The organism is Actinobacillus vicugnae (assembly GCF_901687125.1).
GTDB classification, from domain to species: Bacteria; Pseudomonadota; Gammaproteobacteria; order Enterobacterales; family Pasteurellaceae; genus Actinobacillus; species Actinobacillus vicugnae.
In genome coordinates this window covers 29,409-55,925 of sequence record NZ_CABFJY010000022.1, presented here as the reverse complement: position 1 = coordinate 55,925, position 26,517 = coordinate 29,409, and the positions used below count along the sequence as shown (strand labels likewise).

The following is a 26,517-nucleotide window of genomic DNA, read 5'->3' as shown; positions in this document are numbered from 1 at the left end:
TTGTGAATTAGCCGCCAAACATAATTGCGGTTAAAATAAAATCTAGCCCGAGTACAACTAACGACGCATGTACTACTGTTTTCGTTGTCGCTTGGCTAATACCTTCCGATGTCGCAACCGCATCATAGCCATTGAATAAAGCAATCCATACGACAGCAAAAGCGAAAATAACACTCTTGATAAAGCCGTTAATTAAGTCGCTCCAATCTACCGTATTTTGCATTACCGACCAGAAGCTACCACCATCAACACCTTTCCAATCAACGCCAACTAAAGAGCCGCCCCAAATACCAATAGCGGTAAAAATCGCTGCTAAAATAGGCATTGAAATCACTCCTGCCCAAAAACGAGGAGCAATAATACGTCTTAGCGGATCAACCGCCATCATTTCAAGGCTCGAAAGTTGTTCGGTAGCTTTCATTAAACCAATTTCTGCGGTGAGTGCAGAACCAGCTCGTCCAGCAAACAATAATGCTGTTACCACTGGCCCAAGTTCTCTGAGCAATGACAATGAAACAAGAGTGCCTAAACTAGTTTCCGCTGCAAAATCCACCAATACAACATAGCCTTGCAATCCCAATACCATACCAATAAATAAGCCCGAAAGCATGATGATCAGTAATGATTGAACACCTAAAACGTATAATTGCTTAATAAGTAAAGGCGTATGTTTACGAAATTGAGGTTTTCCAACAATAGCACCTAGCAGCATAAAAGTTGAACGGCCAAACGCTCGGATAAAATCAATCGCTGAAGAGCCAATACCGCTAATAAAATTAATCACTAAATAGCTCCTCCGTATAATCTTTTGCTGGATAGTGGAAACGCACAGGACCATCTGCTTTACCCGCAAGAAACTGAATCACTTGTGGATTTTCACTTGCCATCAATGCCTCTGGTGTACCTTCAGCAATGATACATTTATCCGCAACAATATAAGCATAATCTGCAATACTTAGTACTTCTGTCACATCGTGGGAAACTACGATTGAAGTTAGATTTAATGCTTGATTCAATTTTCTGATCAATTCTACGATCACCCCCATGCTAATGGGATCTTGCCCTGCAAAAGGCTCATCATACATGATAAGTTCAGGATCTAACGCAATTGCTCGCGCAAGCGCCGCTCGGCGTGCCATACCACCTGAAAGCTCTGCGGGCATTAAATGTGCGGCCCCGCGTAGTCCTACAGATTCTAATTTCATTAACACTAATTTTCTAATTAATGCTTCGGGTAATCTTGTATGCTCACGAATAGGGAAAGCGACATTATCAAAGGTAGATAAATCAGTAAATAATGCACCTGATTGAAATAACATACCCATGCGTTGGCGAATTTCGTAAAGCTTCGAATTTGAGGCAGTACAAACATCTTCACCATCAAATAATATCTGACCTTGCTGAGGAATAATTTGTCCGCCAATTAAGCGTAGTAAAGTTGTTTTACCTATTCCTGAAGGTCCCATAATCGCGGTAATTTTACCCTTCTGCACCCGCAGATTTAAGTTGTCATAAATAACCCTTTCACCTCGACTAAAGGTCAGGTTTTTCACTTCAACTAAGTATTCATTATCTCGCATTTGAATTTTCTTTAGTAATTTATAATCAACATAAAATGGTTGGCAATACTCTATTATCTGCCACATAAAGTCAAAGTTTTTTTAAATTTTGACAGAATATGTACAATTTAATAAGCATTTTGAGATAATTTTTGCAGAAAAAATAGATTATTTTTTATAACTCTCTTGCTTTTTAAAGGAACCGCCACCAAATTAGGTGGTCTGAATGGACACGAGCCTTACTTGAAGCTCGTTGAATTTTTTGACACAACAAAAAGGATAAATATAAATGAATAAAGTAATGAAAAAATCGATTTTAGCCTCATTGGTATTAGGTCTCGGTTTATTCTCAGTTTCAACAACGACTTTTGCTACTTTACCCACTGCGGTGGAAGGTCAAGCGCTTCCTAGCTTAGCGAATATGATCGAAAAAGTACGCCCAGCCGTGGTAAGTATTTCTGTAGAAGGTAAAACAGAAGAGAAAGCTCGCTACCGCCGTGATCTTCCTGAAGAATTTGAATTTTTCTTTGGCCCAGATATGTTTGGTGAGCGTAATGTTCCACGCAATTTCCGTGGGCAAGGTTCTGGTGCAATTATTAACGCCGAAAAAGGTTATGTAATCACAAATAATCACGTAATTAAAAATGCAGATAAAATCACCATTAAATTAGAAGATGGGCGTGAATTTAAAGCAAAATTATTAGGTGCTGATCCGTTATCTGATGTTGCACTTGTACAAATTGAAGAACCTAAAAATTTAGTTGAATTAAAATTTGCTGACTCAGATAAATTACGTGTGGGTGATTTTAGTGTAGCAATCGGTAATCCATTTGGCTTAGGTCAAACTGTAACATCAGGTATTATTTCAGCATTAGGTCGTTCAACGGGTAATTCTGATGAAGGTTACGAAAGCTATATCCAGACTGATGCAGCAGTAAACCAAGGTAACTCAGGTGGTCCATTAATCAATCTAAACGGTGAATTAATTGGTATCAATACTGCAATTATTTCTCCAAGTGGCGGTAACGCTGGTATTGCATTTGCTATTCCGAGTAATATGGCAAACAGCCTTGTTCAACAAATCATTGAATTTGGTGAAGTTAAACGTGGTATGCTAGGCATTAAAGGGGGCGAATTAAATGCTGATCTTGCTAAAGAATTCAAAATTGATGCTCAAAAAGGCGCATTTATTAGTGAAGTATTAACAGATTCTGCCGCAGCTAAAGCAGGCTTAAAAGCAGGTGATGTGATTACTGAGTTAAACGGTAAGAAAATTAATAGCTTTAGTGAATTACGCGCTAAAATTGCTACTTCTGGCCCAGGTACAGAAATCGAATTAACTTACCTACGTGATGGTAAAGAAGAAAAAGCAAAAGTAACACTTCAATCTGATAGTACAGATAAAACTGCTCAAAAAGGAAAAAATGCAACAAAAGCAACCAGCAAAGATATTATCCCAGGTTTAAAAGGTGCTGAGTTTGCAAACCTTGATAAAGACGGTGTGAAAGGCATTGAAATTGCTAAAGTGAACAAAGGTTCTATTGCAGAAAATAGAGGCTTAGCTGAAGGCGATGTGATTGTTGGGGTAAACCGAGTAAAAGTGGACAATATCACACAATTACGTGAAGTCTTAGATTCAAAACCTTCGGTGATTGCACTAAATATTTTACGTGGTAATTCAAACTTCTACTTAATTCTCCAATAACATCAAAAATCCCACCTAAAGGTGGGATTTTTTATTGCCGAAAAATCTGTTGAAAATCCAAATAGGGCTGGCGAAAACTAAAGCCATTTGCTAGCAATTTAGTTGGCACAAGCGGTTGATTATCAAGTAATAATTGCGAACGCTCGCCTAATACCAATTTAAGAACAAAAGCTGGCACACTAAAAATCGCACATCGCCGAACAAAGCGAGCCAAGCGAGTATTAAATTCTGCATTGCTGATCGGTTGCGGAGCAACTAAATTGAAAGCCCCCTGACAATTTGCATTTTTTAGTAAAAATAAGACCGCTTGTATATGGTCTTCCAATGCAATCCACGCCCAATATTGGCGCCCAGAACCTAATTTCCCAGCTAAATTCAAACGATACAATGGCAACATTTTTAATAATGCACCACCTTGAGGTGCTAGTACCATGCCCGTTCGAATCAGGCACACTCTCGTTTTGGCACTTTGTGCTTTTAGTGCGCTAGCTTCCCATTTTCGGCAAATTTCTGCACTAAAATTTGTACCGCTCACGCCCGTTTCATCTATTAACTGATCAGTGTCAATATTGCCGTAATAGCCCGAAGCAGAACCTGAAATAAAAGTATGCGGAGGATTATCACTTTGTTGAATCAATGTTGTTAATTGTTCTGTAATTTGAACTCGGCTCTCCATCAATTTTTGTTTTTGTTCATCGCACCAAGCTCGATTAAAAATCGGTTCACCTGCAAGATTAATCACCGCATCAAAATCATCTAACTGCTTGAAATTTGCAAGATTTTGGCAAAATTCAACTGCTTGCATAAATGCAATATTTGGTTTGGCTTGACGAGTCACTAAAGTGAGTGAATGCCCTTCTGCTAACAAAGCCTGAACCACCCCCTGTCCAATAAAACCCGTTCCGCCTGTAACTAAAATTTTCATTAAAGTGATGACTCAAATAATTCCGTAATATTTTGGATTAATTGTTCCATTGAAGTTGAGCGTGTTGGGGTAATAAAAATGGTATCATCACCTGCGATTGTGCCTAAAATCCCTTCACTTTTGCCCATTGAATCTAACAAGCGAGCAATCAATTGTGCCGCACCTGGGCTAGTTTTAACCACAATTAATACATCATTATAATCAATATCCACTACCAAATTTTTTAACGGACTTGAAGTTGTTGGCACACTTAATTCAGCTGGTAACTGATAAACCATTTCCATTTTTGTGTTACGCGTTCTCACCGCACCAAACTTAGATAGCATACGAGATACTTTAGATTGATTGATATTCTCAAATCCTAACTCTTGTAAGGCGCTCACGATTTCGCCCTGTGAACCAAATTTCTCTTGTTTTAACAATGATTTAAACGCTTCAGATAAATTATCAAGCTTTTCCATCTCATCTCCTTTGGCAATATTTATTCAACTTTGACGCATAATTCTTGCTTACCAAGGGTAAAAAATCAATCTAAATCAAACATTAGAAATATTTTTGCCTGAAATTCGTTTTATTTGGCATCAATATTTATAAATGTTTGCTACACTTAGCGCAGTTTTATTTTATAACTATTATTGATTAGGAGTTGTTTATGAAAGTTGCACTTTTAGGCGCTGCTGGTGGGATTGGGCAAACTCTTGCTCTGTTATTAAAACTTCGTTTACCTGCAGGAACAGATCTCGCATTATACGATATTTCTCCTGTCACCCCAGGTATTGCGGTGGATATTAGCCATATTCCTACCTCAGTAAATGCGGTAGGTTATTCAGGTGAAGATCCGAGTGAAGCATTAAAAGATGCCAATCTGGTACTCTTAACAGCGGGTATCGCCCGTAAACCAGGTATGACACGCGCAGATCTATTTAATATCAATGCGGGAATCATTAAAAATTTAGTTGAGAAAGTCGCTGAAGTTTGCCCGAATGCTTGTATTGGCATTGTCACCAACCCAGTAAACACTCTCGTGCCAATTGCGGCTGAAGTGTTACGCAAAGCAGGCGTATACGATAAACGTAAATTATTTGGTGTAACGACACTTGATGTTGTTCGTGCCAAAACGTTTACGTCTGAACTAAAAAATAAAAATGTTGAAACTGTGAAAGTGCCCGTCATTGGCGGTCACTCTGGTCCAACTATTTTACCATTACTTTCTCAAGCGCTTGCCGAAGGTAATCCGCTGTCATTTAGCCAACAAGAAATTGAAAACTTGACTTACCGCATTCAAAATGCGGGTACTGAAGTAGTAGAAGCCAAAGCAGGCGGCGGTTCAGCAACCCTTTCAATGGCGGAATCTGGCGCTCGTTTTGCGGTTGCAGTCTTTAAAGCATTATTAGGTGAAGATTGTGTACGTTATGCTTATGTTGAAAGTGAAGAAAGTTCTGATTATCCAGAATTTTTTGCACACCCTGTTCGTTTCGGTTTAACAGGAGTAGAAGATATTCTGCCAATTGGTAAATTAAGCGAATATGAGCAAGCAAAATTAGATGAAATGAAACCTATTCTCAAGGCGGATATTGAATTAGGGAAAAGCTTTGTAAATTCATAACTTACAGTTTATAAAAGGGTTGAGCTATTCAACCCTTTTTTATAAACTCAAATACAGCAATCAGTATTAATTGTCGTCTATAATATACAAGGGATTTATGTATGAAAGCGCACAACTTAGTTTCTTTAATTGCTCTTGCAGTCACAATTACTGCTTGTAGCTCAAATCAACCTGTCCAAGTCGTTAAAGAACCCGCTGCTAAAACGGAATATGTTCCGATTCAAAATACTCATTCAGCTCAACAACCACTTCCTGCAAATGTTACTGCTATTTGCGTTGATGGAAGCTATTCAACATCACCAGTAAATGAAGCTTGTGTTGGTAATGGTGGAGCAAAACAAATCATTTCCCGCTATCGTTCCGAGTAAATAAAATAAGCGGTCATTTTTAACTAAAAATTTACAAATGCTTTAGTAAAAATGACCGCTTGTATTTTATGAAATTAGCCTAAAATTTTTGCTAATTCTGCGCTAACTTGTTCAACTGGCTTAGTACCGTCTAAACGCTCATAACGAGTATTACCCGCTTCTGCTTCAGCTGTGTAATAAGCGATTAATGGTTTAGTTTGTTTATGGTAAATTGCTAAACGTTCTAATACTGTTTCAGGTTTGTCATCCTGACGAATAATTAAATCTTCGCCTGTTACATCATCTTTACCTTCAACTTTCGGTGGATTATAAACCACATGGTAAGTACGACCTGATGGTTGGTGTACACGACGACCGCTCATACGTTCAACAATTACTTCATCAGCAACATCAAACTCTAATACTAAATCAATTTTAACTCCTGAATCTTTTAATGCATCCGCTTGTGGAATCGTGCGTGGGAAGCCATCTAATAAGAAACCGTTCGCACAGTCTGGTTGGGCAATACGATCTTTTACGAGCGCAACTGTTAATTCGTCTGGTACTAATTTACCTTCGTCCATTAACGCTTTTGCTTGTTTACCAAGTTCAGTTCCCTCTTTAATTGCGGCACGGAACATATCGCCTGTTGAAATTTGCGGAATACCGAATTTGTTCATAATAAATTGCGCTTGTGTGCCTTTACCTGCACCTGGTGCACCTAACAGAATAATTTTCATAGGAGTCCTCTTCTCTTAAATAATAAAAATGAAACAAAGGCAGTAACCTTACCGATTACTGCCTTAAATTGCAAATTTTTCTAATGATCATAGCTCATTAAATAATTAACTTGCTTCACTTAGAATGTATAGTTCATACCTAAAGTAAACTCACGACCCGTTGCAGGAAGCGAGTTCGTTCCATGGCGTTGGCTATGACTATAGTAATATTTATTAAATGCATTATTTAATGCAACATTAATATTTAGATTATCTTTACTTGTTGGTTTCCAGTTAATATAGAAATCACTTACACCATATCCTGCACGTTTATTAGTTGTTGTACCACCACCACGGTTGTTGGTTGCAGTATCATAGCTTGAACTTTCTACAAATCGACCATTCCAACCTAACTCAACACTTGGCTCAACAAATTCATAAGCAATACCAGTTGTCCAAGTACGCCCTACAGGAACAGCGGTAACAACAGCATCATAAGTAGTACCTTCAAGTTTTGGTTTACTGTGCGCAACACCTGCACGTAATGTTAAACCTTCAATACGATATGAAGCCCCGACTTCATAACCATTATTTTTTAGTGTACCTGAATTATAGATGTTATATACACCATTACCTACTGATTCACTATTTTGTAGATGCTGGATTGTTTGCCAGAAATAGCTACCATTTACTTCAAAGTTTTCATTAATACGATAGTTAAATCCTACTTCAGTATTACGAGCATGTTCTGCTTTTAAATTATTTGCCACAGAATAGACTGCTTTTCTACCTCGTGTAGCACCACTTGCAAGTTGTGCTTCATAGAAGCGAGGGCTACGTGTTGCATAGTTATGACTCGCATTAAAGCTTAAGCCATCTAATGCTTCCCAAATCAATCCAACGCTTGGATTTAATTTACCATCACTAACTTCTTTACCGTCCATTGCTCTAAACTTGAAGTGATCATAACGAGCTCCCGTTGTAAGTGTCACGGTTCCAAGCCCCCAAATACCTTCTACATAAGCTGCAGAGTCTGTTTTTTCTTGGTTATGTGTCGCATAAGTTTTAGTTGCTGGTTTTGCTTCCTGATGGCGATAATTTACGCCATATTTAATCATATGATTTTCACCAATAGGGCTATCTAAATTAATGTTAGCACTATCAGTAACAATACGTACCTTACTTCTAGTCGTACCATATGTTTCACGTGCATTTACCATATGCGATGCATTCATATCTACACGCGAAACAAATCCTAAATTTTTCCCTGTGTAAGCAAGATTAGTTGTATCTGTTGACGTTACTCGATAACTTGGTGAGTTATTTGCTTCATTATTTGATTGGGCAAAGTCAAATTCTTCACGTAAATTACGTTCACCATAGTGACGCTCTTGACGATGGCTTAATACTACTCTGTGTTCTGGAGTAATATCGATGCCAATTTTTCCAAGTAACCCACGTTGATCTAAACCACTATTTTTAACCAAATAACCATTACCCGCTTTATACTCTTGATTTGTTACCCAGTTACCACTAATTAAAGCATCTACATTACCATAACGTCCAAATACAGAGCCTCCTTCAGACCAACCTTTATTTGAACTATAAGTACCATTTACTTTAAAACCTACATCTTGCCCATCTTTCAGTAAATCTTTCGCATCAACAGTTGTTACAGAAATAGAACCACTCGTCGCACCAATACCAGCACTCGCTGAACCAGCTCCTTTCTGTACGTCTATACGCTTGATTAAAGTTGGATCAATTAAAGTAAAACGACCTTGATGGTGGAACATTTGTGCATCAGAATAAGCATTATCAATTTTTATATCAATTTGATCTTGCCCCCAACCACGTAATGTAATCCATTGTGATGTCCCATTACCACTACCAAAACCAATTGAAGGTTCATTTTTTAATAATCCTTTTAAATCAGTTGCATTGCTTTTTTGAATGTCCTTCAATGTAACCACATTAGTTTTGGATTTAGCTCCCGTATTACTTTCTACCACTTGAATCAGATCCAACTGAGTTGAGGCTTCTTGCGCATACACAAAAGGCGTTGTTACACCTAAAATTGCTAAAGTAAGTTTAGATTGATTAAACTGCATAAATGACCACCTATAATTGATAATAACTATCATTAATGAAAATGTTTCGTAAATATACTTAAATCAATAATGATAGTCAATATTATTTACTTATACAAAAATAACCGAGAAGCATAACTTTTAATCAAATTGAATATGATTTTTAATGCTTTCTTGTAAAAACAGAATGATATATATAAAAACTTACAATAAATCTCTCTAGTAATATGACATAAAAAAAGCCTGTTCTAAGACAGGCAGGAATAACAAGCTGTATTTTTAACCACTTATATTCAATACTTTTTAAGTATTTTAATTAAAAGATTAGTGATTCTCAAACCAAGGTGCAACTTTAATGAGTATTAACATCCCAGGAATCGCAACAAAAAAGCAGATCCAAAAGAATTGATAATAGCCAAATGCTTCAACCAAATGCCCTGTATAAGCACCTAAAAGTTTACTTGGAAGTGCTGCAAGGCTAGTGAAAATTGCTAATTGCATTGCGGTATACATCGGGTTAGTTTCACGTGCCATAAAAGCAACAAAAGCCGCTGTACCAAGCCCAACACCGAGATATTCCCCTGCCATTACAATCCCTAATTTAAAGAGTTCGGCAGAACCAATTGAAGCGGTCGGAAATACGCCAAAACTTGCAAGATAAGCAAAACCTAAAATCGTAATCAGTTGCACTGAACCAAAAATCCACAACGCACGGTTCACGCCCAATTTCAGCATCGCAATACCACCAATAATGCCACCACCAATACTGCACCAAAGCGATGTAGTTTTTACCACTGCAGCAATATGTGATTTGGTAAACCCCATATCTAAAATAAATTTGGTTTGTAAAGAAGTAGCAAGTGAGTCACCTAATTTATATAAGAAAATAAAGAGAATAAGCCCCAATGCGCCCCACACACCTTTACGGCGGAAAAATTCCTTAAATGGATCAACAAACGCCATATAAAACGGTTTGCTAGTATCAATCGGTGCAGATTTTGGTTCATGCGCAAACAGCGTTACCAATAAACATGGCAGCATAAAAGCTGCGGTAATCATAAATACCGTTTGCCATGGGTAATGATCTGCTAAGAAAAGCGATAAGCCACCAGGAATGAGTCCTGCAATCCGATATGCATTTACATGAATCGAATTGCCTAAACCTAATTCATTATCCGATAAAATCTCTCGGCGGTAAGCATCCACTACAATATCTTGTGTCGCAGATAAGAATGCCAATAGCACTGAAAGCAAGGTAATTAGCTTAATATCCACCACAGGATCAAAAAAACCAAAGCTGGCTAAAATGGCGAATAAGCCAAGCTGAGCAACAAAAATCCAACTGCGACGGCGCCCTAAAAACGGTGGAAAGTAGCGGTCTAATAATGCCGCCCATAAGAATTTCCATGTATAAGGCAAAGAAGTTAGCGTGAAAGCAGCGATAGTTTTAATATCAAGATCCACCGAGGTAAACCACGCTGGCATTAGCTGAATCAGTACAAATAAAGGTAATCCAGAACAGAAGCCCGTATAAACACAAAGCAACATATTTTTGGTGAAAATTTGTCGCCAAATTGAGGGTTGAGGAGAGAGAGAAGCGGTCATTTTTTCCTTGAATTTTGCAAGTAATCTGTTGATGAAACATCATAACAGAAATATTTAGAGATAAAAAAGGCACAAACTTAAATGTTTGTGCCGTACTTTTACTCCACTTGATTAGCCTTTATAACCATTTGGGTTATTTTTTTGCCAATTCCACGTATCCTTCATCATTTGCTCTAAACCACGTTCTGTTTTCCAACCTAACTCTTTTAATGCCTTAGAAGGTTCAGAGTAACAAACTGCAATATCTCCAGGGCGGCGATCAACTAATTTGTAAGGAACTTGAATGCTATTTGCGGTTTCAAATGCTTTTACCATATCAAGCACAGAATAGCCTGTACCTGTACCTAAGTTATAAACATGAAAACCCGCATCACCTTGATGGCGATCTAATGCTTTTAAGTGACCAAGCGCTAAATCTACGACGTGAATATAGTCACGCACACCTGTGCCATCATGAGTATCATAATCACTACCAAACACAGAAAGCTCTTTTAGCTTACCTACTGCTACTTGACTAATATAAGGCAATAAATTGTTTGGAATACCGTTAGGATCTTCACCAATTAAACCGCTTGCATGTGCACCAACTGGGTTGAAATAACGTAACACTACTGCGCTTAATTGTGGGAACGCTTTTACTGTATCTTCTAATACACGTTCTACCATATATTTTGATGTGCCGTATGGGTTAGTGGTATCGCCAACAGGGCAAGATTCCACAATTGGAATAATTTGTGGATCACCATAAACGGTTGCTGAAGAACTAAATACAATGGTATTTACCCCTGCAGCTAGCATCTCTTCAACTAATACGATAGAGCCTGTCACATTATTTTGATAATAACGTAATGGCTCACGCACACTTTCTCCCACCGCTTTTAAGCCTGCAAAATGGATTACAGAATCAATCCTATTCTCTGCAAAAATTTTGCGTAGCATTTCACGATCTAAAATATCACCTTGATAAAAAGTAACCGCTTTACCTGTAATTTGTTTTACACGTTCAAGTGAAACTTCGCTTGAATTAGATAAGTTATCTAATACTACTACTTCACGATTTGTATTTAATAATTCCACTAGCGTATGCGAACCAATGTAGCCCGCACCACCTGTTACTAAAATAGCCATACAGCCCCCTCATTAAGAATCATGCGCGCCATTATACCCTTTTTCGGCTAACAATGAACCCGCTTCGCGTAGGTTTACGCTTTATTTTACGATTGGAAAAATTTAAAAAAATTTAACCGTTTGTATCATAAAAATAATAAAAAGTTCAAAACAATTAACATATAAGACCTCCTTTATTTTTACATCTTATATGACATATAAGACCTCTATAACTATTGATCACACTATAAATATTAATCTATAATCCTAAGAGCCATACTTATATAACACAACAAGTTACAAAAACTTAATAAATAAACGATAACTTTATCCTAAAGTAAGATATTTTATAGAAAATATCGGACAAGTAATATAGACCCTATTTTATTAAAAATAGCCATTAGTCGTGGCTATTTATCGCCAAAGAATACTCAAAAGAAATAGATATACACATTATATTTATTGAGTAAAGCTACGAAAAATAAACAATTATAGAGGTCTTTTATGTCTAATTTACATAATGTATTTAAAACACTTTCAACATATCAACAAGGTAACATCTTTTACTACCCCAATGGAGGAAATGCTGGTGATGCGTTGATAGACATGGGATTTTACACTTTAGCTGAACAATTTAAGCTCAGCTTTTCTTTAATCTCACAGGATAAAATTAATCAACTAAAAAATGATGATATTGTATTAATCGGCGGAGGCGGTTGTTTGGTTCCTGAATGGGATTCAACACCTAACTTTATAAGATCTTTAATTAACTCAAAAATAAAAATTAAACTTATTATTTTACCTCATTCTATTCGAGGTATAGATGAATTAATTTCAAACTTACCTGAAGATAGCATTATCTTTTGCAGAGAAAAATACAGTTTTGAATATTGTCAGCAAACATCAAATGCTAAAGAAGTATATCTCGCTGATGATATGGCATTTTGCATTAATCCAATGCAAATTTTGACAAGCACCCCTCATTTTAAAATTAAATTAACGAGTAAAAACATTATTCGTAAAATATTGATCAATTTCCACCGCTTACGTGCATTATTTACCTCCAAAATAAATGCAATGCGTACAGATAAAGAGAGCAATCAAAATTTAGCAGTTAAAAGAAGTTTAGCCAATGACCTATCCTTAGTTGCAAGTTTTGGTACCGATAGCTACCAAGCCTCGCTCTATAGCGCAAAACAATTCTTACAACTGATTAATTTATACGAAGAAGTCTGTACTGATAGGCTACATGTCGCTGTTGGTGCATATCTTTTAAACAAAAAATTGAGCATTTATAACAATGGCTACTATAAATGCAAGGGGGTATATGAACAAAGTATGTCCCACTCGAATAACGTGACATTTATTGAATAATGAAAAAAGTATTTTTCCTTCTTGTACTTAAAGCAATCGGTGCAGGTTCATCGCTACTCTTAGGTATGGCAATCTCAAGATATTTTGGGGTTGATGTATTAGGTCAATATGGGTTGGTAACAACCTATATTTTGATCTTATCTCTTATCGCTAACTGGGGTAATTATGTTCACATTATTGAATTTAACCAACGCACAGTGGCGCCAAAATTTTTAGGGTTTTGGACACTCACCTCATTAATGGTTACTGCCTTTTCGGTTTGGTTATTTCAGTTTGAGTTTGGGCTTTGGTATATCGGATTTGTCGTACTGTTTTACTCTTTCTTTTACTGTAAATCCTCAATATTTATCGTAAATCAGCAACAGTATCTGAATACCGCAATTGATGATGGATTGCGGTATTTATTACCACTCATATTCATTTTGGTATTTAGTTATTTTATTAAAGACGTTGATTTTTTCTGGTTGTATTTTTATGCAACCTTTGCGCTATTTTTATTTGCAGCGCTACTGACCACAAAATATGTAAAAAACGATAAAAATCTTACCGCTTATCACTACAAAGATTTATTGAAATACGGCGCAATTCCAACATTGTCTGCGCTTTTTGTTCTATTAAATGCACAGTTCGACCGTATTATTCTCTCTTACTTTGTTGATGATAAAGCCATCGGAATTTATGTTATTTGCTATAGTTTTATGGCGCTAATTTCTTATTTTTCTGCGTCAGTAATGGCTGTCGTTACTCCGACTATCGTCAACTTATATAAGCAACAAAACTATACACAGCTTTATAGCTATACCAGAAAATATACGCTTTTCCTCTGTGTATTTAGTCTCTCAATCGTTGCTGCAAGCGCACTGCTTGGGGATTTCTTATTCTATTTATACGGTGTCGAGAATACCGATGAAGGATATATTTCGTTACTGATTTTAATACTTGGTGTCTCTGTCTCTCAAATTTGGGGATTTGGTATGACCCTAGCTAGTTACACAGAAAATAAAAAGATGTTACTTAAATATCAGGCTATTGTATTCTACATTAGCACGGTATTGTGTATTTATCTTTCTCATTTATACGGCATCATTGGCGCAGCCATTTCAACCGCGCTCGGTGTCAATATGATTAAAGCATTAGTATGGAACACTTACCGAAAGGAAAATATTAAACTCGGCATTATTTAGGTACATAAACAATTGAAAATCGGAATTACTTTAAAAAGGAACGCATATACTCCTGAAGCATTTGCTTATAGCGATTATTTAACGAAACGTAATCACTTAGTGCAATTAGATTATGAAGAAAATCTAGATCCGAATAACGATATTAATATTTATTTTTTAGGCATTCGCCCATTTTGGAAACGATATGCCTCACAAAAAGCAATTGAGATACATGAATATCAAAGTCTCTCAACCCCTAAGTGCGCCAAAATGAAAAATTTTATTAAGAAATATACGAATACCAAGCCTCAAGGGCGCATATTTCTTAATGAAATTGTAAAAGATGAGTTAGCCTTCTGCGATAAGCTACCCTATATTTATCGGGATATGGGAATTGATTCGGCACTCTTTCAAACGCCGAACCCACGCCCTGAATATGATGTAGTTTATGCAGGTTCAATCATTGGTCGTGCAGGATTAATTCAAAGTTTGGTGCATTTATCTTCATCTTATAAAGTGGTTGTAGTAGGTGAAGTCGATGATGAAACCAAACGTATATTTAAATCAGCTGGCATTTATATGACAGGCAAAGTTAATCGAACTGAGCTACCGCAAATTTATGCTAATGCTCGTTTTGGATTAAATTACACCCCAGATGTATATCCATTTAATATTCAAACTAGTACCAAGACCTTGGAATATTTAGCATCAGGATTACGCTTAATATCGAATCGTTATCACTGGGTTGAAAAATTTTGCAAAGAAATTGGCTATCAACCAATCTGGCTTGAAGAGATAAATTCAAATCAATTAGAACTTGCGCAAGAAAAAAATCATCCAATTGATATGTCTAGATTTTCTTGGAAAGCAATCTTAGATAACTGTAATTTTGAAAAATTTTTAACCAAATTTTTAGAAAACAAATAGAAAGTATTTATGTTTATATATTGGTATATCTGGGCAACCGTTGTTGTTATGAACCTCATTAACCTACCTAAAAATAGAGGTGGAGAAATATGCTTGTTTATTTTCTCTGCATTTATCTTTATTTTTATTGGTGGTCGTTTTGAAGTGGGAGGCGATTGGTACAGCTACCTATATATATTCGATCTCTATAAAGAAGATAACTTTTTTAAAGTCGCAAATACTTCAGAATATGGATATGGATTTTTTAACTGGTTAGCACATCAGTTAAATTATTCTATTTCATTTGTGAATTTTGTTTGTGCATTTTGTCTTATCATCGGTTTTTATCAATTATCTCGCCAATTTAAACATCTGTTTTTGGCATTTCTAATTGCATTTTCTTATACCATTATTGCGGTAGGTATGGGCTATACGCGCCAATCTGCTGCAATCGGTTTAGTTTGTTATGCATTCTCTACCTTATTTACTCAAACACCCCAAAAGTGGAAATTCTTTTTATGGATTGCTTTGGCTTATTTATTCCATAAATCTGCCATTATTTTCCTTGCATTTTTACCTTTAATAAATTCTGATTTTTATAAGAATAAAATATTTTATTTATATTCTTTTTTCGTTGTTCTTTTCTCTTTTTATATCATTTATATGATTTCACAAGGAGAAAGCGCATACACCTCTGGTGAATTATCATCAGCGGGAGCAGTATTTAGGATAGCACTGCATTTATTGCCTATTGCCGTTTATTTATGGAAAAAGCATATCTTTGTTGAAAGTTATCCAAATACTTATAGATTATTAGATTTAATGTGCATCTTAATTCTAATATTTTTACCTGTTAGCTTTGTTTATTCAACCATTGCTGATCGTTTTAACCTTTATTTTATTATTTTCGACATTGTTGTCTTTGCGAAACTCTTTGAATATTTAAAATCATTCGAATTAAAATCTCTATTTTTAATTGCATTAATTGTTGAAAATAGCGCACTATTTTTTATATGGATTAATTATTCTCCTTATGCATTATGCTGTTTCGATTACCGCAATGTTTTATTTATGTAACTTATTATGAAAAAGATCGTACTTATTGGCAATATTGCTTCTATGATTACTAATTTCCGTAAAGAATTAGTCATTGAGCTGGTTAATAGAGGCTACACCGTTTATTGCTATGCTTATGGCTATACAGCAAAAGAACAAAAAGAAGTCAGTGACTGGGGAGCAATTCCTAAAGCGCATTCCATTAATCCAAAAGGAATGAATCCGATTAAAGATTTAAAAGCAGTTTATCTTCTAATGAAAGAATTAAAACAGCTTCAACCTGACATCGTATTTAGCACATTTATCAAACCTGTAATTTTTGGTTCGCTTGCAGCGAAACTAGCTGGCGTACCAAAAATCGTTGGCATGATCGAAGGGCTAGGTAATGCATTCACACCTTACAAAGAAGGAAAAACCCTAAAAGCGAAAATTGTGCAAGCTATCCAAATTTTGCTTTATAAAATTGCGCTACCTTTCTTAGATAAATTAATTTTCCTAAATCCTGATGATAAAAAAGATTTAATTGATAGCTATCGAATTTCAGCCAAATCGACTGCGATTTTAGGTGGAATTGGGGTTGATTTAGATCGATTCAATTATCAACAAGTGGATACTAGCAAAGAGGTTTCTTTCCTGTTTATTGCTCGCTTATTAAAAGAAAAAGGTATTTTTGAATATCTTGAAGCAGCTAAAAAAATTAAAGCGGAATACCCAACAACCCGTTTCACAATTATTGGTGGCTTTGATGAAGGAAATCCTTTTGCAATCTCAAAAGACGCTTTAGACGACTATATAAAACACAACATCATTGAATATCTAGGCTATGTCGATAATGTGCCAGAAGTGATTGCCAATAGTTCAGTTTTTGTACTGCCATCCTACAGAGAAGGCGTGCCAAGAAGTACTCAAGAAGCTATGGCAATTGGTAGAGCCATTATTACTACTGATGTACCAGGTTGTCGAGAAACCGTAGTGCATCAAAAAAATGGCTTACTAGTTCCTGTGTATGCGGTTGATGAACTCGCAAAAGCAATGCGTTACTTCATTGAAAATAAAGCAGAAATTCTTTCAATGGGGATTGAGAGCCGCAAAATGGCTGAACAGCAATTCGATATTGTTAAAGTAAATAACAAACTGATTTCTATTTTACAGGAGAGTTAAGATGAGATTTATTATTTGTGGTGCAATCGCCATTTTTATACCTGCGCTTATATTAGGTATATTTGCTGATTTACCTGAAGGCTTTATTTCGCATAGTATCTTTATCGGTGCTATGTGCTACGTATTTCATTCATTGCTATCGCATAAATTATCAAATTTCCCAGGCAAACACGAAAACCTGATTCTATTACCAAGTGTAATTGTAACTTATAGCTTTAGCTTAGTGATTGTTACCCTATTCCAAGTCACTTACTCGGTTACCTATTTCATTTTACATATCCCACTGGTAATCGGCTTAGATTATTGGGCAAACCGTATGAAATATAGCGGTCCAAAACCAACTATTCATTACATACCATTAGGTAAAGCGAAGCATCTTGAGCAAATTCCAAATGTAAATTGGGTAAAACTCGAAGATCCAAATCAATCTGTACAAGATATTGATACCTTAGTAGCGGATCTATATTCGCCCAAATTAACTGATGAATGGGAACGCTTTATCTCGAAAAGAACCTTAGCGGGAGTGGATACTTACAATGTACGCCAAATTCGAGAAGCTCTCACTGGGCGTACCAAGATCACTCATATGTATGAAAACGATCTTGGCTCATTGCAACCTTCGGTCGCTTATTTAAGAACCAAGCAATTTATTGACTCGGTATTAGTGCTACTCAGCTTCCCAATCGTGCTACCGATTATGTTAATTACCGCAATTCTGATCAAGCTAGAGAGCGAAGGCCCTGTACTTTTTATTCAAAAACGTATCGGACAAAAAGGCGAAGAATTTAGCATCTATAAATTCCGTAGCATGTGTAAAGATTCAGAAAAAGACGGTGCAAAATTAGCAACCGTAGGCGATATGCGAGTGACCCGTGTTGGTAAATTTATTCGTAAAACCCGTATTGATGAATTACCACAGTTTTTCAACGTATTAAAAGGCGATATGGCATTAATTGGCCCACGCCCAGAACAGAAAACCTTTGTGGAACAGTTCGATCAAAATATCCCGTTCTACAGCTATCGTCACATTGTAAAACCTGGCATTACTGGCTGGGCACAAGTTACACATGGCTATGCAGCAACGGAAGATGAAACCCAAGTGAAAATTGAGCATGACTTCTATTACATCAGACATTTCTCATTTGCACTTGATGTATTAATTTTCTTTAAAACAATCCAAACCATGCTAACTGGTTTTGGCGCCCGCTAAGCGGTCTAATTTTGGCTATTTTTTACAAAGAGCATTGTATTTATGAATAAATTAGTAAAAAAACTCTCGATTATTACCGCTTCTTTAGCGCTTGCAAGTTGCTCGCTTTTCCCAAGCAGCCACTCTCCTATTCGTTATAAAAACGTTGAAGTAAAGGGCGAAGTGCTGGATGTAGATAAAGCCGTTGATGCGTATCTTATTACACCTCAACTGTTAAAAGAACTCGCACCGTTTAAAGCTAGCGCACAAAATAATCCTGCGTTAGATCAGCAAATTAAGGCTTATCAATATTTCGTTGGTATTGGTGATGTATTAAATGTAACAGTTTGGGATCACCCTGAATTAACTACGCCTGCGGGTACTTACCGCTCGGCGGCTGATTCAGGTAACCAAGTGCACGCGAACGGCACGATTTTCTACCCTTATGTCGGCACAATTAAAGTTACAGGTTTAACCGTAAATCAAATTCGGGACCGTATCACCAGCCGTCTTGCAGCTTATATTATGGAGCCACAAGTAGAAGTTACCGTAGCTTCTTTCCAATCGAAAAAAGCGTATGTAACGGGTGAAGTAAAAAATCCAGGTCAACAATTTATCAGCAATGTACCTTTAACATTACTAGATGCAATTAATAAAGCAGGCGGATTATCTGCCGATGCGGATTGGAATAACGTCACGATTACCCACCGAGGTAGAGATGAAATCGTTTCCGTAGAAGCGCTATTACAAAAAGGTGACCTCACTCAAAACCGTTTATTAACCGATGGGGATATTATTCATATTCCACGTAACGATGCTCAAAAAGTATTCGTAATTGGCGAGGTACAAGCACCTCAATTGCTGAAAATCGGTCGTAACGGCATGAGCCTCACCGAAGCCATTTCAGCCAGCGGTGGTATCGATAAGTTAGCTGCCGATGCGACAGGTATTTTCGTTATTCGGGGCGAAAGAGGTACAAAGCCAGTGGTGGATGACCAAGATGATAAGCGTATTGAGAAAGTGGCAAATATCTATCAGCTAGATGTAACCAATCCAACATCTTATATTTTAGGAACAGAATTCTTCCTCAAACCGTATGATGTGGTTTACGTGACAACTGCGCCACTTACTCGTTGGAATCGTGTAATTACTCAAGTATTACCAACAATTACAGGCTTTAACGATTTAACCGAAGGCACACTCCGTATCAAAAATTGGTAATTAAACCTCACACAAAAAGGGAATGGAATGAATAACAAAGACATAAAAAATGATGAAATCGATTTAATGAGGTTCATCAATGTATTACTTGATAATAAGTATTTAATCCTATTGTGTACGATCATATTTGCCGCTTTAGGGTTAAGTTACAGCATTCTTTCTACACCTGTTTATACCGCCAATGCAGTAGTACAGGTTGATGAGAAAAAATCGGGTAATATTTTAAAAGAGCTTTCCGATGGTTTTACTCAAGAATCTTCATCAAATACTGAAATTCAAGTGATTAAATCTCGCTTAGTTTTAGCAAAAACCGTTGAAGATCTTAATCTAACCACGGAAGTAAAACCTGTTCGTGCAATTCCTTTTATTAGTAAAGGATTGGACAATCTTGCAGGCTATACCCCTGATATTTTTGTCGCAGAGTTTGTGCCTGAAAATGAAAATTTAGAGGAATTAGTACTCGAAGTTGGTGTGAATAAAGGCGAATATCGCCTTTATCAAAAAGATGGCGATACACTGATTTTAGAAGGATTAGTTAATCGCTCTTATGTAAACGACCAACTTAAATTTAAAGTTTCTATCTTGCACGGTAACGCAGGGCAACGTTTTCAGTTGAAAAAAATCCCTGAATTGGCAGCAATTGAACGATTACAACAACGTTTAAATATCAATGAAAAAGGTAAAGAAACGGGTGTAATTGAAATCGCTATCCGAGGTGAAAACCAACGAGATATTAAAAATATTATTAAAAGCGTATCAGAAAGTTATGTGCAACAAAATGCGCATAAAAATGCAGCTGAAGCGTCAAGAAGTTTAGCGTTACTCCAAAACCGCTTACCTGAAGTTAGAGAAAAATTAATTGAAGCAGAAAACAGCTTAAACAAATATAAAGAAGAGAATAGCTCTATTGATTTAGATTTAGAAGCAAAGTCTTATTTAGATCGACTCGTACGTATTGATGCTGATTTAAACGCACTTACCATTAAAGAAGGTGAAATTGCGCAGAAGTATACCAAGCGCCATCCAACTTATGTTGCATTATTAAATCAGAAAAAATCATTACGTGATGAGAAAGCAAAAATCAACAAAGAAATGGAAAACTTACCCGCAACCCAACGTGATATGGTAAGCCTAAACCGTGAACTTGAAGTTGATCAACAAATCTATATGCAACTTTCCAACAAATTACAAGAGTTAGACGTAGTAAGAGCTGGCGCAGTTGGTAATGCTCGCATTCTTGATGTTGCACAAGTGTTACCTAATCCAAGTGCATTAAGTAAAGGTGTCTCTACGCTGTTATCTGGCTTCTTCGGATTTGTATTGGGCATGATTTTCTCTTTACTTAAAGCGTTATTTAATCGTACGATTCAATCCACAGCGATTGCTAAAAAATTTAATCTAACCGCTTATAGCAGTGTGCCAAATAGCCAAAAGCAGCCGAATTTCTCTTTTGATAAATTCAAACAAGGCTACTTCACTAAAAATAACACCAAGCTATTATCAGAAAGCGCTCCCGCAGATCCCGCGATTGAAGCAATACGTAGCCTGCGAGCAGATATTCACTTTGCAATGCAACAAGCCGACAATAACGTATTGATGGTTTCGAGTGCCTCGTATGACACAGGCAATACCTTTATCGCAACCAACTTAGCTAATATTGTCGCTAAAGCGGACAAAAAAGTACTCTTGATTGATGTAGATACTCGTTACAGCTATTTAAACAAAATGTTTGATGCCGAAAATAACAACGGTATTGGTGAAGTACTAAGTCAAAACTTAGCGTTTGAATCAGCAGTAGCGCCCGCAGCAAATGCACATTTTGATGTATTAACAAAAGGTAAAATTTCAGAAAACCTGTCTGAATTATTACTTGGTGAACGATTCCAACAATTACTCAGTTGGGCAAATGCAAATTATGAATTTGTGATTATTGATACACCGCCAGTGCTTAGCTCAAGCGATGCGGCAATTATCGGGCGTTTTGCTGGCACCACGATTTTAGTGGCTCGCTTTGGTGAAACCACTAACCAAGAGTTAGAGGCAACATTACAGCACTTCGAACGAACTGGCGTGAAGCTAAATGGCTTCGTATTAAACTGTGCAAAAGCAACCGCTAATCACCGCTATATCTAATCAATCGACAAAAAAGCCATCCTGTTACGGATGGCTTTTCTTATGATTCAAACTCACAAGCGGTCAAATTCCGCCTCCTTTTTACATTAAGCAGGCATTAAATCAACTAATTCTTGTTCAGTTAATACTTTAACCCCAAGCTCTTGTGCCTTTGCTAATTTCGAACCTGCTTTTTCGCCCGCAATTAAATAATCGGTCTTACTGGATACCGACCCAGAAACCTTACAACCAAAACTTTGTAATAACGCTTTTGCTTGATCACGGGTTAATTGGGTTAGCGTACCTGTTAAAACAACATTTTTACCTTTTAACGGATTATCCGCAATTTCCAGTGGCACAACATCTTGCCAATGTACGCCTTGCGTAATCAAGTCTTCAACAACCACCACGTTATGTGGTTCTTGCCAAAAGCTAACAATCCGATTTGCGACCACCTCGCCTACATCTTGCACTTCTTGTAACTGCTCAAATGTTGCCACACGAATCGCATCCAAATTATGAAAATGATTTGCTAAATTTTGTGCGGTAGCTTCGCCTACATCTCGAATACCTAACGCAAATAAAAACCGAGCTAAGCTGGTATTTTTTGCTTTTTCGATACTGTTTAAAGCATTTTGTGCTGATTTCTCCCCCATTCGATCCAAACGCATTAACGTGGTTTGATCAAGTTTAAATAGATCCGCTGGTGTATGAATCAATTCACGTTCCATTAATTGCTCAATTAATTTCTCACCTACGCCATCAATATCCATTGCTTTACGAGATACAAAATGTTTTAACGCTTCTTTGCGCTGTGCGCCACAGAATAATCCCCCCGTACAACGAGCTACCGCTTCACCCTCTACTCGCACCACCGCCGATTCACACACAGGACAAGCGGTCGGAAATTCAATTTTTTTTGCATGTTCAGGGCGACGTTCGATTACCACACCGACAATTTGCGGGATCACATCCCCCGCACGGCGAATAATAACCGTATCGCCAATCACAATGCCTAAACGCTCGATCTCATCACCATTATGTAAAGTCGCATTACTTACCGTTACCCCTGCTACAAATACAGGCTCCAGCTTCGCCACAGGAGTAATTGCACCTGTTCTACCTACCTGAAATTCTACATCATTTAACACCGTCATTTCTTCTTGTGCAGGGAATTTATAAGCAATTGCCCAACGTGGTGAGCGAGAAACAAAGCCAAGTTGCTCTTGCAAGGTAATCTGATTAACTTTTAACACCGTACCATCAATGTCATAACCGAGTGTCGGTCGCTTAGTTTGAATATCAGCATAAAACGCGAGTAATTGCTCACGACCTTGAGCAAGGCGAATTTCATTATTTACTGGAATCCCGATAGATTTCAGCCATTGCAGACGCTCAAAGTGCGTTGAAGGCAACTCATCATCCGATTCATACACTCCAATGCCATAAGCATTTAACACTAATGGGCGCTGGCGAGTAATTTGGGGATCGAGCTGGCGCAACGAGCCTGCCGCCGCATTACGAGGGTTCGCAAAAGTTTTCTCACCTTTTGCCAATGCGCGTTCATTCAATTCTTCAAAGCCTTTTTGTGGCATAAACACTTCACCACGCACTTCTAAACGAGCAGGCGGATTATCCATAGCAAGCTTTAACGGAATATTACGAATCGTACGAATATTGGCAGTAATATCTTCGCCCGTTGTGCCGTCGCCTCGTGTCGCAGCTTGGCTTAACACACCATCAATATATAAAATACTGACGGCTAAACCATCTAATTTCGGCTCACAACAAAATGAAAGAGTAGCAGGTTCTTCCGAAATATAACTTTCCATACGGCGTAAAAAGCCATCTAAATCTTCATCTGAGAAGGCATTATCAAGCGATAGCATTGGGATTTCATGAGTCACTTGTGCAAAACCATCAAGCGGTTTTGCCCCCACTCGTTGCGTCGGAGAATCTGGCGTAATCCAGTCAGGATGCTGCCATTCGAGATTTTTTAATTCATTCATTAATCGATCATATTCAGCATCGGGCACTAGCGGGTTATCTAACACATGGTAGTGATATTCATATTCTCGTAATTTTTGACGAAGTGCTTCCAACTCGGCAAAAGTTGTTGTATTCGTTTCAGTTTGCATTTGGGATAATAATGGCATGGGGAATTCTCTATAAAAAAGACCGCTTAACAAGCGGTCGTTTATGTTCAAAATTTTACAACTTAGCTTACACGAGCTAAATAAGCTTGACGAGAAGCTTCATCAAAAATTTCTCGTTGTTCGTTTAATACGAAACCACCGAGTGATTGTGCGAGATTCTCCGTTGTTTTCAATAGTAATTTAAGATTTACTTGATCATTACCTTCTGACGGCAAGTGCATAAATAATACTAAACCCACCGTGCTGAATTGCTCAATTTTCGTTAAATCGAATACACCTGGTTGCATCATATTCGCCACACTGAAAATCACTGGCGAAGCACTGTTGCCCATATGTTGGTGACGGTGGAAAATTTGATATTCGCCATATTGGAAACCTAATGCTTCCAAGCTTTGTACCACATAATCGCCACGGAATTGTTGGTTTTCTGGTGCCACCACATAAAGGGTAATTATATTATTTTCAGCTACTGGTGCAGATGCCTGTTCTGTTGTTTCAGCCTCTGTTTGTAGCGAATTTTTTGCTAATTCCACTCGCACAGATGCATCTGAATAAATATCAACTTCCCCTAATTCTGCTTGACGTTCTAGCTCTTCGACCGATTGCTCTAAAACAGAAGTGGCTTGTGCAATCGGAGATTGTGGCGCTTGGTTAAACACTGGCTCAACAGGTTGTTGATAAGCAGGTTGCGCAGGTTGTGACTGTACGGGTGCGCTGTTGTAGCCATAAACAGGTGCGCTAGGCTCATTGTTATAAACCGTAGGCTGTTGCCCTGGTAAATTAATTTTAATCTCACGTAATGAACTTTCTACTTCTTGTTGAATTTGAACTGGATTTTCTACTTCTTCAACATTTGTTGCTGTGCTACCCGTCGTATTATATTGCTGTGGATTAAGCGATTCAGGAATATCGGTTACCACATTATTAATCGGCGTTGCTGGTGGGCGAGTTGAAAATGTATTTGAAAAAATACGTGATTTTTCACGGCGACCAGACCAAATACTAAAGCCAATTAACAGAGCAATTAACAAGCCCGCTAAAATAAAGAAAAGAACATGAAGCTCCATTTGAGATCCTCTTTCACTTAAAATAATCTACAAAATTTAAATTTCACTATTTGCGAAAATAATGTGCGTAGCTTAACATATTTCTTTGCGAATTTTGAACAAATTAAGGATCGAATCTATATGTCATCAGCATTTAACGAGCCACAAAGCGAATTAGGCTTAGGCTTTCATTACTTTATTTATGGTTGGAGGCTTATACTACAACGCCAGCTCCTACCATTTGTATTAATTCCAATTGCGATTAATAGCGTATTAATGATTGCACTACTTTGGTTTTTTATTGGCAATATTGTCAGTTGGGCAGATTGGATCGTCAGCTTTATGCCTTCGTGGCTAAATTGGCTTACCATTATCTTAGTACCACTTGCGGTACTTTCGTTAATTATGCTGTTTTATTTTACCTTTACCACGATCACCAACTTTATCGCAGCTCCATTTAACGCTTTGCTAGCAGAAAAAGTGGAATTGCAGCTCACAGGCGAACAGTTAAACAATATGAGCATGCTAGAAATGTTGAAAGATGTGCCTCGAATGCTCAAACGTGAGTGGCAAAAGATGATGTATAGCATTCCTCGCTTTATCGCATTGTTTTTATTAAGCTTTGTCCCTGTTATCGGGCAAACTATTGTGCCAATTCTCACCTTTGTTTTTGGTGCTTGGTTACTTGCGATTCAGTATTGTGACTACCCATTCGACAATCACAAAATTAGCTTTAAACGTATGCGCAATGCACTTGGACAACGCAAACTATTAAATTTCACCTTCGGAACTTTTGTCAGCATTTTTACGGCTTTACCCTTTGTGAATTTAGTGGTGATGCCCGTTGCTGTATGTGGCGCAACTGCGATGTGGGTGGAAGAATACCGCGACTTTATGTTAGGGCGCAAAAGCGATTTTAGTGGCGCAGATTATACGACGAAAACCAGCCACGAATTAAGCACAGAAACACGTTCAAGTGCGGTAAGCACCGATGTTCGCAATGGTGATATAAAACCTCGTTAAGCGGTCAAATTTCGCCATTTTTTTACAAAAAGAAGCCTCTCGAATGAGAGGCTTTCTGCTATTTTGTACTAGTCTGTTTTACTTTTTTCACTGCTTTTTTAGCATCTGATTTTTTATTTGAAATCTCTTCTTTTACTTTTCCTTGTATTTGATCATGATGTTGTGCTGGTTTTTCAAAGCCTTTTTCTTGCATACAAGCATCAAATTTTTCACGATCTTGCATTGAGCCGACTGACTCATGACACGCCTTTAATGCCTCTTCTACCGCAGGATTTGCTTTATGTGGGTATGGATGATGTGGACGCTCATTTGAACAAGCTGCAAGTAACATTGCTAAAACTGAAATACCAAGTAATTTTTTCATAATTTGCTTCCTATGTTTAAAATGTAAAAAAAGCGGACTGAAAATCAGTCCGCTTGTTAGAACATTTAGTGTTCAATTAGTTC

The 26,517-nt window shown here is 37.3% G+C and carries 23 protein-coding genes; 12 read left to right on the top strand and 11 right to left on the bottom strand.

Annotated features, from left to right (window positions below; genetic code table 11):
- Positions 1 to 7 precede the first annotated feature (7 nt).
- Both mlaE and mlaF read right to left on the bottom strand, forming a co-directional pair.
- On the bottom strand, positions 8 to 784 hold the full coding sequence (gene mlaE, locus F8M47_RS06200) for a lipid asymmetry maintenance ABC transporter permease subunit MlaE (RefSeq protein WP_150539275.1): 777 nt from the start codon (positions 782 to 784) through the stop codon (positions 8 to 10).
- Positions 777 to 1,580, bottom strand: a complete 804-nt coding sequence (mlaF, locus tag F8M47_RS06195) for a phospholipid ABC transporter ATP-binding protein MlaF (protein WP_150539274.1) — start codon at positions 1,578 to 1,580, stop codon at positions 777 to 779. The genes mlaE and mlaF overlap by 8 nt, the downstream gene beginning before the upstream one ends.
- A gap of 268 nt (positions 1,581 to 1,848) precedes the next feature.
- On the opposite strand from mlaF, the gene F8M47_RS06190 reads away from it, so the two are divergent.
- Positions 1,849 to 3,264: a Do family serine endopeptidase gene (locus tag F8M47_RS06190; RefSeq protein WP_150539273.1), complete on the top strand. Its 1,416-nt coding sequence runs from the start codon at positions 1,849 to 1,851 to the stop codon at positions 3,262 to 3,264.
- A 31-nt stretch (positions 3,265 to 3,295) separates the two neighbouring features.
- Here F8M47_RS06190 and F8M47_RS06185 read toward each other — a convergent pair whose 3' ends face one another.
- Together F8M47_RS06185 and argR are read right to left on the bottom strand one after the other, a co-directional pair.
- Positions 3,296 to 4,189 (bottom strand): TIGR01777 family oxidoreductase, encoded by an 894-nt coding sequence (locus F8M47_RS06185; RefSeq protein WP_150539272.1) that lies wholly within the window; start codon positions 4,187 to 4,189, stop codon positions 3,296 to 3,298.
- Complete coding sequence (gene argR / locus F8M47_RS06180; protein ID WP_150539271.1) at positions 4,189 to 4,650, bottom strand: transcriptional regulator ArgR; 462 nt, start codon at positions 4,648 to 4,650, stop codon at positions 4,189 to 4,191. The genes F8M47_RS06185 and argR overlap by 1 nt, the downstream gene beginning before the upstream one ends.
- 191 nt (positions 4,651 to 4,841) lie before the next feature.
- Between argR and mdh the strand changes: the two genes are divergently transcribed.
- Together mdh and F8M47_RS06170 are read left to right on the top strand one after the other, a co-directional pair.
- Entirely contained in the window at positions 4,842 to 5,795 is a 954-nt protein-coding gene (gene mdh, locus F8M47_RS06175) for a malate dehydrogenase (RefSeq protein ID WP_150539270.1), read from the top strand.
- 101 nt (positions 5,796 to 5,896) lie between these two features.
- Entirely contained in the window at positions 5,897 to 6,163 is a 267-nt protein-coding gene (locus F8M47_RS06170) for a hypothetical protein (RefSeq protein ID WP_150539269.1), read from the top strand.
- Positions 6,164 to 6,237: 74 nt separating this feature from the next.
- On the opposite strand, the gene adk is transcribed toward F8M47_RS06170, so the two are convergent.
- From adk to galE, 4 genes are all read right to left on the bottom strand, one after another.
- Entirely contained in the window at positions 6,238 to 6,882 is a 645-nt protein-coding gene (gene adk, locus F8M47_RS06165) for an adenylate kinase (RefSeq protein WP_150539268.1), read from the bottom strand.
- 119 nt (positions 6,883 to 7,001) lie between these two features.
- Positions 7,002 to 8,972 (bottom strand): TonB-dependent receptor domain-containing protein, encoded by a 1,971-nt coding sequence (locus tag F8M47_RS06160; protein ID WP_150539267.1) that lies wholly within the window; start codon positions 8,970 to 8,972, stop codon positions 7,002 to 7,004.
- 303 nt (positions 8,973 to 9,275) lie between these two features.
- Positions 9,276 to 10,556, bottom strand: coding sequence for an AmpG family muropeptide MFS transporter (locus F8M47_RS06155; protein WP_150539266.1), 1,281 nt, complete (start codon positions 10,554 to 10,556; stop codon positions 9,276 to 9,278).
- Positions 10,557 to 10,667: 111 nt separating this feature from the next.
- Positions 10,668 to 11,684, bottom strand: coding sequence for a UDP-glucose 4-epimerase GalE (gene galE, locus F8M47_RS06150; RefSeq protein ID WP_150539265.1), 1,017 nt, complete (start codon positions 11,682 to 11,684; stop codon positions 10,668 to 10,670).
- A 483-nt stretch (positions 11,685 to 12,167) separates the two neighbouring features.
- Between galE and F8M47_RS06145 the strand changes: the two genes are divergently transcribed.
- The 8 genes from F8M47_RS06145 to F8M47_RS06115 are packed head-to-tail and all read left to right on the top strand — an operon-like array spanning position 12,168 to position 21,866.
- A complete protein-coding gene (locus tag F8M47_RS06145) occupies positions 12,168 to 13,037 on the top strand; it encodes a polysaccharide pyruvyl transferase family protein (protein WP_150539264.1) in 870 nt (289 codons plus the stop codon).
- A complete protein-coding gene (locus F8M47_RS06140) occupies positions 13,037 to 14,221 on the top strand; it encodes an oligosaccharide flippase family protein (protein ID WP_150539263.1) in 1,185 nt (394 codons plus the stop codon). Before F8M47_RS06145 ends, F8M47_RS06140 begins: the two co-directional genes overlap by 1 nt.
- A 12-nt stretch (positions 14,222 to 14,233) precedes the next feature.
- Positions 14,234 to 15,127 (top strand): glycosyl transferase, encoded by an 894-nt coding sequence (locus tag F8M47_RS06135; protein WP_150539262.1) that lies wholly within the window; start codon positions 14,234 to 14,236, stop codon positions 15,125 to 15,127.
- A gap of 9 nt (positions 15,128 to 15,136) precedes the next feature.
- Positions 15,137 to 16,183: an EpsG family protein gene (locus tag F8M47_RS12150; protein ID WP_208790036.1), complete on the top strand. Its 1,047-nt coding sequence runs from the start codon at positions 15,137 to 15,139 to the stop codon at positions 16,181 to 16,183.
- Between the two features lie 6 nt (positions 16,184 to 16,189).
- The gene (locus tag F8M47_RS12145; RefSeq protein ID WP_208790035.1) at positions 16,190 to 17,323 is read left to right on the top strand and encodes a glycosyltransferase family 4 protein; all 1,134 of its coding nucleotides are present in this window, start codon (positions 16,190 to 16,192) and stop codon (positions 17,321 to 17,323) included.
- A gap of 1 nt (position 17,324) precedes the next feature.
- On the top strand, positions 17,325 to 18,533 hold the full coding sequence (locus F8M47_RS06125; RefSeq protein WP_150539261.1) for an exopolysaccharide biosynthesis polyprenyl glycosylphosphotransferase: 1,209 nt from the start codon (positions 17,325 to 17,327) through the stop codon (positions 18,531 to 18,533).
- 42 nt (positions 18,534 to 18,575) lie between these two features.
- Positions 18,576 to 19,733 (top strand): polysaccharide export protein, encoded by a 1,158-nt coding sequence (locus F8M47_RS06120; RefSeq protein WP_150539260.1) that lies wholly within the window; start codon positions 18,576 to 18,578, stop codon positions 19,731 to 19,733.
- Between the two features lie 27 nt (positions 19,734 to 19,760).
- Complete coding sequence (locus tag F8M47_RS06115) at positions 19,761 to 21,866, top strand: polysaccharide biosynthesis tyrosine autokinase (RefSeq protein WP_150539259.1); 2,106 nt, start codon at positions 19,761 to 19,763, stop codon at positions 21,864 to 21,866.
- A gap of 86 nt (positions 21,867 to 21,952) precedes the next feature.
- Here the strand turns inward: F8M47_RS06115 and ligA are convergent, their stop codons facing one another.
- Together ligA and zipA are read right to left on the bottom strand one after the other, a co-directional pair.
- On the bottom strand, positions 21,953 to 24,001 hold the full coding sequence (ligA, locus tag F8M47_RS06110; RefSeq protein WP_150539258.1) for an NAD-dependent DNA ligase LigA: 2,049 nt from the start codon (positions 23,999 to 24,001) through the stop codon (positions 21,953 to 21,955).
- A gap of 62 nt (positions 24,002 to 24,063) precedes the next feature.
- Positions 24,064 to 25,068: a cell division protein ZipA gene (gene zipA, locus F8M47_RS06105; protein ID WP_150539257.1), complete on the bottom strand. Its 1,005-nt coding sequence runs from the start codon at positions 25,066 to 25,068 to the stop codon at positions 24,064 to 24,066.
- Positions 25,069 to 25,188: 120 nt separating this feature from the next.
- On the opposite strand from zipA, the gene cysZ reads away from it, so the two are divergent.
- Positions 25,189 to 26,070: a sulfate transporter CysZ gene (gene cysZ, locus F8M47_RS06100; protein ID WP_150539256.1), complete on the top strand. Its 882-nt coding sequence runs from the start codon at positions 25,189 to 25,191 to the stop codon at positions 26,068 to 26,070.
- 58 nt (positions 26,071 to 26,128) lie between these two features.
- Here the strand turns inward: cysZ and F8M47_RS06095 are convergent, their stop codons facing one another.
- Entirely contained in the window at positions 26,129 to 26,434 is a 306-nt protein-coding gene (locus F8M47_RS06095; protein WP_150539255.1) for a hypothetical protein, read from the bottom strand.
- Positions 26,435 to 26,517 lie beyond the last annotated feature (83 nt).

Coding starts and splice junctions, on each gene's coding strand:
- F8M47_RS06140 (WP_150539263.1), top strand. CDS start 13,037: ATGAAAAAAGTATTTTTCCTTCTTGTACTTAAAGCAATCGGTGCAGGT.
- F8M47_RS12145 (WP_208790035.1), top strand. CDS start 16,190: ATGAAAAAGATCGTACTTATTGGCAATATTGCTTCTATGATTACTAAT.
- F8M47_RS12150 (WP_208790036.1), top strand. CDS start 15,137: ATGTTTATATATTGGTATATCTGGGCAACCGTTGTTGTTATGAACCTC.
- argR (WP_150539271.1), bottom strand. CDS start 4,650: ATGGAAAAGCTTGATAATTTATCTGAAGCGTTTAAATCATTGTTAAAA.
- F8M47_RS06155 (WP_150539266.1), bottom strand. CDS start 10,556: ATGACCGCTTCTCTCTCTCCTCAACCCTCAATTTGGCGACAAATTTTC.
- mlaF (WP_150539274.1), bottom strand. CDS start 1,580: ATGCGAGATAATGAATACTTAGTTGAAGTGAAAAACCTGACCTTTAGT.
- zipA (WP_150539257.1), bottom strand. CDS start 25,068: ATGGAGCTTCATGTTCTTTTCTTTATTTTAGCGGGCTTGTTAATTGCT.
- F8M47_RS06190 (WP_150539273.1), top strand. CDS start 1,849: ATGAATAAAGTAATGAAAAAATCGATTTTAGCCTCATTGGTATTAGGT.
- adk (WP_150539268.1), bottom strand. CDS start 6,882: ATGAAAATTATTCTGTTAGGTGCACCAGGTGCAGGTAAAGGCACACAA.
- F8M47_RS06115 (WP_150539259.1), top strand. CDS start 19,761: ATGAATAACAAAGACATAAAAAATGATGAAATCGATTTAATGAGGTTC.
- F8M47_RS06125 (WP_150539261.1), top strand. CDS start 17,325: ATGAGATTTATTATTTGTGGTGCAATCGCCATTTTTATACCTGCGCTT.
- F8M47_RS06145 (WP_150539264.1), top strand. CDS start 12,168: ATGTCTAATTTACATAATGTATTTAAAACACTTTCAACATATCAACAA.
- mdh (WP_150539270.1), top strand. CDS start 4,842: ATGAAAGTTGCACTTTTAGGCGCTGCTGGTGGGATTGGGCAAACTCTT.
- F8M47_RS06120 (WP_150539260.1), top strand. CDS start 18,576: ATGAATAAATTAGTAAAAAAACTCTCGATTATTACCGCTTCTTTAGCG.
- F8M47_RS06095 (WP_150539255.1), bottom strand. CDS start 26,434: ATGAAAAAATTACTTGGTATTTCAGTTTTAGCAATGTTACTTGCAGCT.
- F8M47_RS06170 (WP_150539269.1), top strand. CDS start 5,897: ATGAAAGCGCACAACTTAGTTTCTTTAATTGCTCTTGCAGTCACAATT.
- cysZ (WP_150539256.1), top strand. CDS start 25,189: ATGTCATCAGCATTTAACGAGCCACAAAGCGAATTAGGCTTAGGCTTT.
- ligA (WP_150539258.1), bottom strand. CDS start 24,001: ATGCCATTATTATCCCAAATGCAAACTGAAACGAATACAACAACTTTT.
- galE (WP_150539265.1), bottom strand. CDS start 11,684: ATGGCTATTTTAGTAACAGGTGGTGCGGGCTACATTGGTTCGCATACG.
- F8M47_RS06160 (WP_150539267.1), bottom strand. CDS start 8,972: ATGCAGTTTAATCAATCTAAACTTACTTTAGCAATTTTAGGTGTAACA.
- F8M47_RS06185 (WP_150539272.1), bottom strand. CDS start 4,189: ATGAAAATTTTAGTTACAGGCGGAACGGGTTTTATTGGACAGGGGGTG.